Source organism: Mucilaginibacter gilvus (assembly GCF_004054195.1).
GTDB classification, from domain to species: domain Bacteria; phylum Bacteroidota; class Bacteroidia; order Sphingobacteriales; family Sphingobacteriaceae; genus Mucilaginibacter; species Mucilaginibacter gilvus.
The window spans coordinates 600,925-614,927 of sequence record NZ_SBIW01000002.1; the positions used below are offsets into that span (position 1 = coordinate 600,925).

General features: G+C 43.1%; 13 protein-coding genes and 1 tRNA gene. 4 read left to right on the forward strand and 10 right to left on the reverse strand.

Features of this window, described 5'->3' with window-relative positions; all coding sequences use genetic code 11:
- Positions 1–156: 156 nt before the first annotated feature.
- From EPL05_RS05880 to EPL05_RS05890, 3 genes are read right to left on the reverse strand one after another with little or no spacing between them, the layout of a single operon-like run.
- Positions 157–915, reverse strand: coding sequence for a UDP-2,3-diacylglucosamine diphosphatase (locus EPL05_RS05880; RefSeq protein ID WP_128533015.1), 759 nt, complete (start codon positions 913–915; stop codon positions 157–159).
- Positions 916–959: 44 nt separating this feature from the next.
- A complete protein-coding gene (locus tag EPL05_RS05885; RefSeq protein ID WP_128533016.1) occupies positions 960–1,520 on the reverse strand; it encodes a DUF922 domain-containing protein in 561 nt (186 codons plus the stop codon).
- Between the two features lie 22 nt (positions 1,521–1,542).
- Positions 1,543–2,484, reverse strand: coding sequence for an SPFH domain-containing protein (locus EPL05_RS05890; protein WP_128533017.1), 942 nt, complete (start codon positions 2,482–2,484; stop codon positions 1,543–1,545).
- 97 nt (positions 2,485–2,581) lie between these two features.
- Here EPL05_RS05890 and EPL05_RS05895 point away from each other — a divergent pair, with 97 nt between their 5' ends.
- Entirely contained in the window at positions 2,582–3,160 is a 579-nt protein-coding gene (locus EPL05_RS05895; protein ID WP_128533018.1) for a DUF4262 domain-containing protein, read from the forward strand.
- Positions 3,161–3,455: 295 nt separating this feature from the next.
- Here EPL05_RS05895 and EPL05_RS05900 read toward each other — a convergent pair whose 3' ends face one another.
- The 6 genes from EPL05_RS05900 to EPL05_RS05925 are packed head-to-tail and all read right to left on the reverse strand — an operon-like array spanning position 3,456 to position 9,842.
- The gene (locus EPL05_RS05900) at positions 3,456–4,451 is read right to left on the reverse strand and encodes an L-histidine N(alpha)-methyltransferase (RefSeq protein ID WP_128533019.1); all 996 of its coding nucleotides are present in this window, start codon (positions 4,449–4,451) and stop codon (positions 3,456–3,458) included.
- A 20-nt stretch (positions 4,452–4,471) separates the two neighbouring features.
- The gene (gene egtB / locus EPL05_RS05905) at positions 4,472–5,626 is read right to left on the reverse strand and encodes an ergothioneine biosynthesis protein EgtB (protein WP_128533020.1); all 1,155 of its coding nucleotides are present in this window, start codon (positions 5,624–5,626) and stop codon (positions 4,472–4,474) included.
- A gap of 5 nt (positions 5,627–5,631) precedes the next feature.
- Positions 5,632–7,203, reverse strand: coding sequence for an ABC transporter permease/substrate-binding protein (locus EPL05_RS05910; RefSeq protein WP_128533021.1), 1,572 nt, complete (start codon positions 7,201–7,203; stop codon positions 5,632–5,634).
- The gene (locus EPL05_RS05915) at positions 7,196–8,161 is read right to left on the reverse strand and encodes an ABC transporter ATP-binding protein (protein ID WP_128533022.1); all 966 of its coding nucleotides are present in this window, start codon (positions 8,159–8,161) and stop codon (positions 7,196–7,198) included. The genes EPL05_RS05910 and EPL05_RS05915 overlap by 8 nt, the downstream gene beginning before the upstream one ends.
- Positions 8,162–8,170: 9 nt before the next feature.
- Positions 8,171–9,559, reverse strand: a complete 1,389-nt coding sequence (lpdA, locus tag EPL05_RS05920; RefSeq protein WP_128533023.1) for a dihydrolipoyl dehydrogenase — start codon at positions 9,557–9,559, stop codon at positions 8,171–8,173.
- A 1-nt stretch (position 9,560) separates the two neighbouring features.
- The gene (locus tag EPL05_RS05925; RefSeq protein ID WP_128533024.1) at positions 9,561–9,842 is read right to left on the reverse strand and encodes a DUF427 domain-containing protein; all 282 of its coding nucleotides are present in this window, start codon (positions 9,840–9,842) and stop codon (positions 9,561–9,563) included.
- Between the two features lie 241 nt (positions 9,843–10,083).
- Here EPL05_RS05925 and EPL05_RS05930 point away from each other — a divergent pair.
- Together EPL05_RS05930 and EPL05_RS05935 are read left to right on the forward strand one after the other, a co-directional pair.
- A tRNA-Glu gene (locus EPL05_RS05930) sits at positions 10,084–10,155 on the forward strand.
- A 251-nt stretch (positions 10,156–10,406) separates the two neighbouring features.
- A complete protein-coding gene (locus EPL05_RS05935; protein ID WP_317127883.1) occupies positions 10,407–11,636 on the forward strand; it encodes a site-specific integrase in 1,230 nt (409 codons plus the stop codon).
- 574 nt (positions 11,637–12,210) lie between these two features.
- On the opposite strand, the gene EPL05_RS05940 is transcribed toward EPL05_RS05935, so the two are convergent.
- Entirely contained in the window at positions 12,211–12,555 is a 345-nt protein-coding gene (locus EPL05_RS05940) for a winged helix-turn-helix transcriptional regulator (RefSeq protein WP_128533026.1), read from the reverse strand.
- A gap of 116 nt (positions 12,556–12,671) precedes the next feature.
- Here EPL05_RS05940 and EPL05_RS05945 point away from each other — a divergent pair, with 116 nt between their 5' ends.
- Positions 12,672–13,814 (forward strand): MFS transporter, encoded by a 1,143-nt coding sequence (locus tag EPL05_RS05945; protein ID WP_128533027.1) that lies wholly within the window; start codon positions 12,672–12,674, stop codon positions 13,812–13,814.
- Positions 13,815–14,003: the final 189 nt, after the last annotated feature.

Sequence of the window (14,003 nt, forward strand, 5' to 3'; positions counted from 1 at the left end):
TTTTTCGATAACAGTGTCACCATAAATGCTAAATCTTTTATTATGAAACCATAAAGAAATTTAACAAATTATCTCTACCTGGCCATTACACACCAAAGGAAAATTCACTTTTTAACTTCTCCAAAGAAGAGGACTACTGCATAAGGACCTCGCCGTTTAGGTGAGGTTCTCCTTAAAATATTTCAACTCCAGTGTATCCCCGTCGAAAACGGCATAGGTAAAATAGTTTATCCAGTCGCCAATGTTGATATACCTGCTTGTACCGGTGAGCGGTATATCCATTGGCTTGTGCCGGTGCCCGTAAACCATGTAATCGTAAAACTGGGTTTGTAAAACTTCGTTGGAGTAGATCTCAATCCACTCTTTGGGGTGCAGTTTTTCGTCGCTTATCCGGGCGTTAACCAGCTTGCTATTATGCGACCAGGCATTGGCAATTCCTATCCCCAAATTGGGGTGCAGCCTTGCAAAAAGCCACTGGCATAGCCTGCTGCGAAAAATCTTTTTCAGGAATTTGTATTTATTATCGCCGGGGCCTAAACCATCGCCGTGGTGCAGGTAAAACTTTTTCCCGGCACGCTCTATCACCAGTTCGTTGGGAATAATAGTGGCGTTGAGCTCGGTTACAAAATAGTCGAACATCCACATATCGTGGTTGCCTTTAAACAGGTACAGTTTTACGCCCGCATCGGTTAATTGTGCCAGTTTGCCCAAAAAACGCACATACCCTTTTGGCACCACCGTTTTGTACTCGAACCAAAAATCGAAAACATCACCCATCAGGAACAGTTCGGCAACATCATCTTTTATCATATCCAACCAGCGGATAATGCGATCTTCCCGTTCGCGGGAAGAAGCGTGCCCGCCCGCACCTAAATGAAAGTCGGAAGCGAAATAAAGATTTTTACCGGTTGGCATATAGCACCAAAAATACGGCAATATTCCAAAGCATCAAATCTCATTTAGTAGACCCTGGCGCTCAGCGGCGGCATGTTTTCTATCCGTTTAGCAAAATAAACATCCCAACTGTGCTGTTGCTGCTTATTGGTGCTATGCTCGGTATCGTCGTCGTAATCAATATTCAGCTGTTTGTATTTGGCATCTATCCGGTTAAAAATAGCCATGGCCTCGTTTTGGTAATTAGCAGAAAAGCGTGTACGGTTCACTTCGCGCAACACTTCCTGCTGCTCCAGGTAGGCTATGTTATAATGCCCTTGTTCGTGCTTTAATATATCGGCAAGCGATTGCTGCGAAGTAATGCGGGAGCGGTCTATCCATGACCGGTCGCTGTTCATATTCAGCCGGACGGTAAAATGGAGGCGGTATTCATCATCGCCACGCGATGCCTGGAAACGAAAATCGATAGTACAATTGGTATAAGCCACAACGCCACGATTGTTAAAACGTGGGGTACCCTGGAAATCACCCGCCGTTAATTGTCTGAATTGTTGCGCAAAAAGCGTAGAAGAAGCAAGCAGCAACAACACAGATACCGTGCCTGCACATAATAGTTTAAATCTCATTCAGAAGCCGTTAAGTAAATTTTTACTTTTTGACTTTATCTGGCTGTAAAAGGTTTAATGCCATCATTTCTTTCATGGTATGCTCCATTCCCGCGGTAGAACCGTCTAAGAAGATAACGTTGCCTTTAGAGTTTTCGGCGAAGTGTTTGATAGATTCTGTCCACATAGTGAAGAGGATAACCGAGGTATCCATATTGGCGCCCTGCATTTCCTTAGCGGCCATGGTCATACCCTTGGCCACTTCCTCGCGGAATAAGGCTATACCCTGCCCCCGCAGCTGTGCCGCCTGGCGCTCGGCCTCGGCAGAAATTTTGATGGCGTTACCGTCTGCTTCAGCAGCTTTTGTTTTTGTAATGAGTAATGCCTGGCCCTCGTTTTCCGCAGCCGCTTTCAGGTTGTTTGATGCAACCACCTGGCTCATGGATTTCATGATCACTTCGTCAAAGGTGATATCATTCAGCTGCAGATCCTGCAGGTGGTAGCCCCAGCCTTCCAGTACGGTATCCAGTTGTTCTTTTACGTGCTCAACAATATCACGGCGCAGGATCAGCACTTCGCTTTGGCGTTTGGTGGCTACAAAGGCACGGATAGAGCCCTCTACGGTGCGGATCAAAGCCTGCATCAGGTTACGCTCGTCTACAAATTTAAAGGCCACGTTCTTGATGGCTTCTTCCGATTGATCGAGCACCGAGTAAAGCAGCATGGCTTTAAAATACACGTTCGCCTGGTCGAAGGTAACCGCCTGGAACTCCAGCTCCACCGAACGGTTCTGGATGGATATTTTAGAATATATATTTTCGATGAAAGGGATCTTAAAATTTAAGCCCGGCGTTAATATGCGGCGGTATTTGCCGAAAATGGTTATCACTGCGATGGTTCCCTGCTTTACGGTAACGAAGGAGGATACCACCACGATAAAGATGAAGAAAATGATTACATAAAAGACAATTGACGATGCTTCCATTTGGCGCTTATAATTTGAATAAATATAGACTTATTTATTTGAGGCGCAAGATGAAAATAATTCCGTTATCTTGGAATCGCGATTAACGCCAAATAATATGGAATGCAAGCATGATCATCATACAGATGAAGTCCGGAAAAATGCAGAGGCAAATATTGAAAAATACGGGTGCCATCTTGTATTGATTGAAAGGGGCGATTACTTACCGGCATTCGTTTATTCGATAGGGTTGCATCAAAACTTTAATCATCCCGAAATCATCTGCTTCGACCTCAAATCCGAGTTGATGTCAGGTATGATCAACCACGCCTGTGACCTGATCAAACAAGGCGAAAAATTAGTTCCCGGAAAATCATACAGCGACTTTTTGGAAGGCCATAACATCCAATTCCTCCCTGTTGATAAAGAGTTTTATCCGGATTACCTGGGTTATGCCAATTGGTATTATGGTAACGATTTCAATTTCCCTGCGCTACAAATGGTTTACCCTGACTTGCAGGGATTTTTTCCATGGGAGAATAGCTTTGACTCCGATTGGAAATTCAGGCAGCCATTGCTTGATCGGAATACTGATTTTAAGTTTAAAGAAGAGCGAAATGTATGCGTATACACTACAAAGCAGGCACTTGAAGGTGACCCGATACTTTACGCTTACCATAATACGGATGGTGCCTGACAATTTCATACAAGCGACAGCCCCAACCTTGCAGACGCAAAATTGGTTTCGCTTGAGGAAATGACGAAACTGGACCCAACTCTTAATGAAATTCATCATTTAGAATATGGATGGCGCGCCTGGAGAAACAGCCTGATGACTGGGAATATGAACAAGACGATATAGAGGAAGAACCAATTGAAGAACCGGAAATCATAAACAAACCAGTCTCTGCTATTAAAAAAATGACAAATTGGTTTAAATCCAGGTAACGCGGGAGACGCAAAATATTGCGTCTCTACGAAGAAAATTAACCTTACTCCGCCACCCAAACCGCATCTACAAACCAACCCTTGCTATCCAGCAACTGGGTAAGCGGTTTAAAGCCTGTAGACCTTGCCATATTATCCACTTGCTGCAAAGTGAACTTTTGGGAGATCTCCATATCGATGTACTCATCCTTGGCGAAGGAGATATTCTCCGTTCCGTTTATTTTAACCTGCTGGTTTTGCAGGCTGATGAGATAACTTTTACAGGCACCGGTCTCGGGGTTGTAAGTAGGGTAATGATCGAATTGGTTTACCTCAAAATCGGCATCCAGTTCACGGTTAATACGCTGAAGCAGGTTAAGGTTAAAGCGGCGGGTAATGCCTTCCTTATCGTTATAAGCAGCCAGCACCGTTTTAGGATTCTTTTTCAGGTCGACACCTATCAGTACCATATCGCCGGGCGATAAATGCTGACGTAGCACGCGGCAAAACCCTTCGGCTTCGGCAACTGCCATGTTGCCAATATTAGAACCAAGAAACATCACCACTTTGCGTTTAGTGGATATAGACGCGGCCTTTGTCAGCATCTCAAAATACTCTCCCTGCAAACCGTTTATTTTTATGCCCGGCAAAGTAACCGGCAGGGTAATGTTGAGATAGGATATTACATTCCCCGAAATATCAATCGGCAAATAAGTAAAATCGGCCTTTTCATCAATAAGATATTTTAAAAGGTAGCTTGATTTTGTGGCATCTCCGGCACCTAATTCTATCAGATCGAACGCGTCGCCGCCTGCAATAATCGACTTGGCAAGTTCCGCGGTTTTTTGGGTAAAGATCTCCAGTTCGCAATTGGTTGGATAATATTCCCCGCAATTCATCAGCTCCTGAAAAAGCTTATCGCCAATGGCATCGTAAAAGTATTTCGAGTCGAGGCGCTTTGGTTCCGAGCGCAGCCCTTTTAAAACATCTTTATAGAATTGCGTGACCGTTACATCGGTTTGTTTAGCAGATGGCTGTTGGCAGGTGGTGGTGTTTTCCATATTGGTAGATGGTGATGTTATTATTTTGCAAGGCGTATGCCTGTAAATTGCCAGCGTAATTCCGGCTGAAAAAAGTTTCGGTAAGTAATGCGGCTATGGTTTGGCGAAGTAACCTCTGATGCACCCCTTAAAACCTTTTGCCCTACCATAAATTTGCCATTGTATTCGCCAATGGCACCGGGCGCTTTCGCGAAGCCCGGGTATGGTAGGTAGGAGCTTTCGGTCCACTCCCAACGACTGCCCCAATTAAATTGTGTTGCGGCAGCTTCCCATTCAAACTCAGTTGGCAGGCGCATGCTTTTCCACGAGGCATAAGCATAGGCTTCATAATAGCTGATATGGCAAAGCGTTTCGTGCAGGTGCAATGGCTCCAAACCGTGGTAAGTATAGTAATGCCATTCGCCGTCTATCTGGTGCCAATACATGGGCGCTTCAATCTTATTCGTGTTCACCCAATCCCAACCGGCCGCATGCCAATGCCGAAAATCGTGATAGCCCCCGGCGTTCATAAATTCTAAATAATCGGCATTGGTAACCAATGATGGGCTTATCTCAAAAGCATTCAGGTAAACCTTGTGACGGTTCAGTTCATTGTCAAAAGCAAAACCTTCTCCCTCGTAACCTATCTCATAAACGCCTTCCTCCAGTTTGATGAAGGCTTTATCTTCCGCTTCTTCAACCTTTGGCTTTTCGTATTCATGCGAATAAGCCGGGAACAACGGATTATTGCCGAGGATAAATTTGATATCCGTCAGTAAAAGTTCCTGGTGCTGCTCTTCGTGATTGAAACCCAATATAAGCAGTTCTTGCACCTCATCGCTTAACTCGTTGCAGGCAATATAATTCTGCATGGCATCGTCCACGTATTTGCGATAAAGTTGTATATCGATAACGGTGGGGCGACTTAAGTTCCCCCTATCCGTACGGATAACACGGTTCCCTACGGTTTCGTAGTAGCTGTTAAATACGTAATTGTAGTTTGGGTCGTATTCCTGGTAGCCCATAAAATAGGGTTTCAGGATAAAAGTTTCGAAGAACCAGGTAGTGTGCCCAATATGCCATTTTGGGGGACTAACATCCACCACTGGCTGCACTACATAATCCTCGGTTTGCAGCGGGGCGCATATCTGTTCGGTACGCTGGCGCACCTTTTTGTAACATTCAGCTAAATCCATTGGTATTATTTGCTATCCAAATATCGTTTGAGGTTAGAAATTGTTTTGATATGTAACTCTTTTGCCTGTTTTTCGCGCATCATTAAGGCATAAGCATTATTAAAGCCGATGGGCTTAAGCCACTTGAGCTGGTACCGCTTTTCAAATTCACGCGCTACGTAATTGTAGGTGCTATCCTTGCTTACCTGCAGTTGGGTAACCGTTTTTGGCGGTGCCTGAAGTATGGCTAACAGCCCCGTACCAGTGTATTCGGGGTAGAAGTCGATCTGATCATTAGTCAGCGCGTCAAACACAATTTTTGTGCCGCCAAGCCCGGTTTTGGTCGCGACATCGTAATTGGTATAGCCTTTGATCAGCATGGTGTACATGCTGGCTAAAATGTATTGCTCGCCAAATATTTTAGAGCCGATGCGCACTACGCCTGCTTTACCGCCCTTATCAGCCCTGTACAATTTCTTCGCGACCAAAAAGTCCTTTGCCACCCGCTCTGGCGATTGGTGCAGATAATCGGTTTTATAGTTCAGTTCAGTCATGATGGAATCGGTGATAAAACCGGATAGCAGGTTCAGCGTTTTTTCCAGTTCGGGAAATTTCCTTAGCGCATCCTCCCGAACAACAGGAGCAGCGTAATAAGGCGGAAAGATCTTTTTATCATCATCCAAAACAATGAGGTCGTATGCTTTTAACCGCCCATCGGTAGAGTAACCGCTGATCACATCCAGTTCTTTTTCCTGCGCGGCCTTATACATCACCGCATCGCTGATCACGATAGTGTGGATCTTTAAGCCATACTTGCTTTGCAGCCCCAGGTTACCATCTTGCCTGCCCATAAATTCGGGCGTAAAACCAGCGGTTAATTTGCTGCCATAGGCTGATGGAATAAAATACAGGCAGGAAAGTATCAGCAGCGCTACCGGCGCAATTTTAACCGCGCCTTTTATCTTTTTAAAATTGAGTTTTTGAACGAGCGAGAGCAGAAAATCGAAAATAATGGCCAGCAACGCCGCCGGGATGGCCCCTGCCAAAATCATGTTGGTATTATTAAGCGAGATCCCGCCGAAAATAAACTCGCCTAAGCCACCCGCGGCAATATAGGACGCCAGCGTAGCCACACCAACATTAATGACGGTAGCGGTACGGATACCCGCCAAAATCACCGGCATAGCCAAAGGGAGCTCTACCTTAAATAATACCTGCCACTTGCTCATCCCCATGGCTACGGCAGCCTCTTTCACCGTTGCATCTACCCCGGTTATGCCGGTATAAGTATTGCGAATGATAGGTAGCAAGGCATAAAGCAATAAAGCTACAATAGCCGGCTTAGCGCCGATGCCTAACAAAGGGATCATGAACCCAAGTAACGCAATGCTGGGGATGGTTTGCAGTATGCCAGCGATACCCAACACCAGGCCCGACAAACTTTTTTTGCGCGTGATATAAATGCCCAGCGGTAAACCAATAAGCACGGCGATGAAAAGCGAAATAAACGTAAGCCCGATATGCTGCAGCGTTTGTACGCCCAGTTTATCTGCCTGCTGGCTCATAAACCCCCAAAGCGACTGTTGTTGCTCATTCATGCGGCTGCAGGTTTTTATATTGTGAATAAGCCGCCATCAAAGCTTCAAAAGTGATAGTTTTTACTTCTTTATTTTGCTGGTTGAGTATGTTGAGATTCTCGCCCTTAATAAATCGGAATTGTTCCAACACTGTCCAAAAATCTGACTCGGCAGAAAGTGAGGAGGTATTTGTTTTTCGACTACCCTTCGGCAGGTGCTCCCACAGGTCGGTGATTTTAATCGCCTTAAATTCCAATTGCAGACGTTGTTCCTGCAAAAAATCGCTTACAAAATCGTTCGCCGGGTTAAACAACAATTCGGCAGGTGTGCCTATTTGTACAATTTTGCCTTTATCCATCAAAGCGATTCGGCCTGCCAGTTCAAACGCTTCCTGCACATCGTGTGTTACCAGGATGATGGTTTTGCGCTTCAGTTCGTCCAGCACTTTAAACTCACTGTGTATTTTGGATCGGGTGACGTTATCCAATGCGCCAAAAGGTTCGTCCATCAGCAACACCGGAGGGTCGGCAATTAGTGCCCGGGCAAGGCCTATCCGCTGCTGCTGGCCTCCGCTTAGCTCGCTTGGGTAGGCGTTAAGATACTCTTTGGAGAGATGCAGTTTTTCCAGCAACTCGTTTATACGTTTATCTGTTTTGGCCTTGTCCCATTTCAACAGCTGCGGCACAATGGCGATGTTCTCTGCCACCGTATAATGGGGAAACAACCCGTTGTTCTGCAACACATAACCGATACCCCGGCGGAGGGTTTCGGGGTTCTCTTCTAAAATATTTTTACCGTTGATAGCAATGCTGCCGCTATCAGGCTCTATCAGCCGGTTAAGCATTTTCAAGGTCGTGGTTTTTCCGCAGCCACTTGTACCCAGCAAGGCCAAAGTTTCGCCCTCTGCCACCTCGAAAGAAATGCCATCAACAGCCTTTGTTGCACCGAATGCTTTTACCAGTTGCTCAACTTTTATCATAGCGGGCAATTAGTCCTCCAAAGCCATAAAAAGGTTATTTAATGATTCGGAGTACGTGGGGTGTGCAAATACGCAATAGCGGATTCTATCGTACGTAATGCCGCCCTCCATGGCCATTTGCAGTACCGTCATAATTTCGCCGCCTTCGGTACCCACAACAGCCGCGCCTAAGATCTTTTTGGTGTCGGCATCCACAACGGCCTTCATCAGCCCGCGGGTATCGCCGGTTTCTAAAGCCCTGGCTACATGCGCCATAGGCAGCCTGGCCACCTTTACATTCAGGCCCTGCTCTTTCGCTTCTTTTTCGGTGATACCTATCCGGCCCAGCTCCGGGTCGGTGAACATACAGTATGGCACTGGGCGGTCTTTAATGCTGAGGTCCTGCTTTTCGATAAGATTACGGTAAACAATAGTATAATCGTTATAAGCGATGTGGGTAAATGCAGGGCCACCTTTAATATCGCCAAGGGCATAAATGCCCGGCTCGCTGGTCTCCAGTTTGTCGTTCACTTTGATGTAACCCTTTTCGTCGAGCTTCACACCCGTTTTATCCAGCGCAAGCCGTTCTGTTTGTGGCGAGCGCCCAACGGCAATCAGCACGTGACTGCACTTTATTTTGCTTTCTTTATCGCCGGTTTGTACCGTAGCGGTAATTTGGTTTTTCCCTTTATTTTTAAATTTAATGGCCTTGCTATTACTCAACACTTTGATGCCCTCATCTTCTAATATGCGGGTTATTTCTTTGGAGATATCCTCATCCTCGCGTGATATCAACCTGCCCGAACGCTCCAGCACCGTTACCTGGCTGCCAAACCTGCGGAACATCTGCCCAAACTCCAGCCCAATATAGTTACCTCCGATGATCAGTAAATGTTCAGGCACCTTCTCCAGTTCGAGGATAGAGGTAGAGGTTAAATAATCAATATCGTCCAGCCCTTCAATGTCTGTAGGAATAATAGTTTTGCAGCCCGCGTTAATGAAGATCTGTTCGGCTTTAAATTGCCTTGCTTTACCTGTTTTTGGGTTTACAGAGATAGTTTTGTTATCGATAAAAGTAGCTTCGCCAAAAAACAGATCGAGATTTTTTGTTTTCTCCATCGCCGCCTGGCTTCCCTCCCGTGATTTCCTTACAATCCCCATCGCTCGTTTTTTTACCTGTTTCAGGTCTACCGTGTAACCTTTAATGGTAATACCCATATCGTTGCAGCGGCCCGCCAAATAAGCGAGGCGGGCGCTGGCCACCATGGTTTTGGTGGGTGTGCAGCCATCATTTACACAGGTACCGCCAATAAAACGTTTCTCTACGAGCAAAGTTTTTTTACCTGCATTGGCCAGTTTTTTCGCCAGTGGTGAACCCGCCTGGCCCGAACCGATAATAATTGCGTCGTAATGCTTCATATCAGTCGGTTATTTTTACGCCTTTCCAAAAGGCAACATAGTTGGTAATGTTCGCGGCAGCCGGTTTCGGTTCAGGGTAATACCATGCCGCATCCGGGTTTTGCTTGCCATCCACTTCTAAAGTATAATAAGAAGCAAGGCCTTTCCAGGGGCAGGTAGTTTGGGTGGCGCACTTCTTAAAAAACTCTTGTTTTATACTTTGCTGAGGGAAATAGTGGTTATTTTCCACAACAATGGTATTATCGCTTTCGGCAATAACCTGGTTGTTCCAGATCGCTTTCATATAAAGGTTGATTTGTTTATAAATATACCGTAACAGTATCGGAATTATAAATAGTAAAAGCCAATTTTTTGTTTGGCGGTATCAAAAATGATATCTGCCACATAAATGGTCGCGCCTGCAGCGAAAACCTTACAGGAATTTTTTTTAAACTTTATTTTTAATTTACCGGGAAAGGTATATCTTTGCATTCCCAAAATAAGGGGAACGAAATTTAAAATATCAAATTTCGCAACCGAAAAATGGCCCGTTCGTCTAGGGGTTAGGACGTTAGATTTTCATTCTAGAAACAGGGGTTCGATTCCCCTACGGGCTACAAAAAACAATACCAAAAGATGCTAAAACCCTGCAAATCAAAAGTTTGCAGGGTTTTTTGTTGGCATCAAAACTCCATATTATGCACTAAAGCGCAACAAAAATGAGCGTAATTCGGTGCGTAACTAAGTGGAAAATAACTACGCACCGAATTGCTTATAATTAATTGATTGTCAACCTGCTCAGCGAGTGAACATCTTGATAAAAGCAGGCTACAAACTTACTTTTGTTTAACTTTTTAAGCTTGTAATTATGAGTAATTTCCATCTGCTTTTCTACATCAGAAAGCAAAAAAACTACACAGGGGGTGCAATGCCCATCTACATGCGCATTACCGTTAGTGGCAAACGCGCAGATATATCCGTAGGACGCGATTGTGATCCGGTAAAATGGAACAACCAAGCGGGGCGTGCAATTGGAACCAAAGAAGAAATCAAGTCACTTAACAACTATCTCGACAGCCTGCAAACCAAACTTCGGAATGCACAACAGGCATTAATTGATACGAACCAACAGGTAACAACCGAAAGCCTCCACAACGAATTTGCCGGAAAGAATCAAAAGAGCCACTTCCTGATGCAATTATTCAAAGAACATAATTCGAAAGTAAAGGCATTAATAGGAAACGGTTTCGAAGCCAATACATTAAAAGGATATAATACTTCCGAAAAACATCTTACAGGTTATTTACAAAAAGAATACGGTAAAACCGATATTGAAATTAGCCAGTTAAACCATGCCTTTATAACTGGATTTGAATTTTACCTAAAAGCCCATTGTAAAATTAGTGGGGTCTCGGCAGCCAAATATATTAAGCATTTGAAAAAAATCGTCAATCACTGTATTGCAAACAATTGGCTGAAACAGAACCCGTTTATCAATTTCAAATCTACTGCAAAAGCAAAAGAGCGCACTTACTTAACACAACAAGAACTGGATGCCATTACCAGTAAAAAATTTGTTGTTGAACGTTTGACACAGGTGCAGGATGTTTTTGTCTTTTGCTGCTATACCGGATTATCTTATGCTGATGTTAAAAAACTAAGAAGAAACGAGATAGGTATAGGCATGGACGGTGGCCAATGGATATTTACAAGCAGGCAAAAAACAGATACTTCTTCTAGGATACCGCTTTTACCTGTAGCATTAGAAATTTTGAACCGATATCAGGATCACCCGCAATGTGAAAATCAGGGCTTATTATTGCCGGTTTTGAGCAACCAAAAGATGAATGCTTACTTAAAGGAGATAGCAGACTTATCGGATGTCTTTAAGCATCTAACATTTCATTTGGCAAGGCACACTTTTGCTACAACAGTCACACTTTCTAATAATGTGCCTATTGAAACGGTTAGCAAAATGTTAGGTCACACCAATATTAAAACCACTCAACACTACGCTAAAATATTGGATTTGAAAGTTAGCCAGGATATGGCGGCTCTTAAACAGAAGTACGCTGAATTTAAATCATTCAATATATAAGGTGCCTAATTGGCACCTTATAATCAATCGAAATTTATAGAATCGGAAAATGAAAAATCAACTAATACCTGATGAAATCATCATGAACCAAATCTACTATATCCGAAATCAAAAAGTTATATTAGATAAAGACTTGGCAACCCAGATGATATCTAATTCTTGTTTCGGATAGATAGATCTCAAACAGCTATTAAACATTTTTGATTTGCCATATTGCACAGATTAGCTGTAAAAACTCTATTTATATTTTCATCGAATAGATGATAATTAGCCTATTGCGATAAAATCTTGAAAAAGCTTTTTCAAGATTGAATTATTATATCCCTCAAAAATTGGGTATAATTTGAACCATTTACCTAGCCAACTAAAAACTAATAAGCAATTTACAAGTTGCTTAAGTAAGGTTCAAGTAGAATTCCTTTAAATGGTGCAAAGCTGCTCGTTACACTAATAAAGATCCGGTGAAAAGGAAAAAGTCACGGCGGCTAGTTCATTCAGAGAAATATATCTACCTAAGGTTGATTTAATCGATTATCTGATTAATTCGTTTCATCGGAATCTCCACTAATGTTATTCATAACGTAATACCCGCTTCATTCATCATATCATAGCCAAACTTCATTATATGTTCAATCACCGGAATTGCCTTTAAACCTTTTTCGGTCAGACTGTATTCTACTTTAGGTGGAACGACAGGATAAACTTTACGCTCAATCATTCCTTTTTGTTCCATATCACGTAACTGGCTGGCCAGCATTTTATGAGTGATATGCGGAATATCCTTTTTCAGTTCACCATATCGAAGTACTTTGTATTGGAGACGCCAAAGAATAGGCATTTTCCAGGTACCTCCAATATGATTTAGCGCGAATTCAATAGGTGTATAGTATAATTTCTGATCGTGAAAAAATTCGGGCATGATGTAATATTTTAATATTAAGTATACTTTCCTTTTTGATAGTATATCACTTAAAAGTGCATTTGAGCCCTTCAAGATATAGATGATGCAAATTTGTAAAAAATCATTCGTCTTCTATGAAAAAACCATTATTATACGTTTTAGCCTTAGGAATATTTGGTATTGCGACTACTGAATTTGGAGTAATCGGCATATTGCCGCAAATAGCAGCATCTTTCCACATAACTATTGATAAGGCAGGTTGGTTGCTAAGTGCTTTTGCAATCATCATTGCAGTATTTGCGCCTTTTATGATGATGCTTTTTTCCCCGTTTGACCGCAAAAAATTACTGGTATTAGTGGTAGCCGTGTTTGCGGTTTCCAATATAATCTCGGCTATATCGCCTACTTTCACCATCCTTTTATTAGCCAGGATGTTGCCGGCATTTCTGCATCCTGTCTTTTGGTCTATTGCGTTAGCAACGGCCGCTAACTCTGTCCCCGAAGATCAAGCCCCTCAAGCTGTTAGCATAGTATTTGCCGGCTTTACTATCGCCAGCGTATTTGGGGTTCCATTAGCCACATTCGTAGCTACTATTTTTAACTGGCAAGCATCTTTTATTTTATCGGCAGCAATTAATATAGTTTCTTGTTTAGGAGTGTTACTATTCTTACCCAACATACCCAAACAAGCCCCAGAGCGATCGGGTTCGCCAGGCAAGGTTCTTCTTAATAAGGGTTTGTGGATTAGTTTGCTGTTAACTTTACTAATGGTTTCCGCCATGTATTCCACCTATAGCTATATGGCTGAATACCTTGAAAAGGTTACACATATGAGTAATAAAACTGTTAGCCTTATGCTGCTACTGTTTGGAATTACAGGCATTGCAGGAAACTGGCTGGCCGGGAAACTAATGGGTAAAAACATAATGTTAACTATCGTCGGATTCATAGTCGCTTTAACGCTGGTTCATATTTTGATTTTCTATGCAGGACCATCAAAACTACTGATGATCATAACTATTTGCCTGTGGGGGTTTGTGCATACCAGTGGTTTTCTTATCAGTAACATCAATGTAACTTCCGCTGTGAACGAAGAACCTGAGTTTATCAATAGTATTTTTACTTCCTGTGGAAACCTTGCTGTTACTTTAGGTGCACTGATGGGTGGGTACACCATCGTTCATTTTAGTGTTCAACAAATAATTTGGAGCAGTATTGTGTTACTCTCATTGTCGTTTCTTGCCTGGATTTTAAAAAAAAGATATTATATTAACTAAAATCAACGCGAGTGCTTTTGGGTTTAATTTGCATTTTAACAAGCAACCTCTATACCTGAAAGATAGATGGTTATCAGTCGATGCATTAAACCCGCTCCAATGTTTTCGTTTGCTCCGCGATATGCCGAATACGGAAATACCGCCTCACTTCTGAACAAGAAGGGTTCTGCCAGCCTTCAAATGTTCATA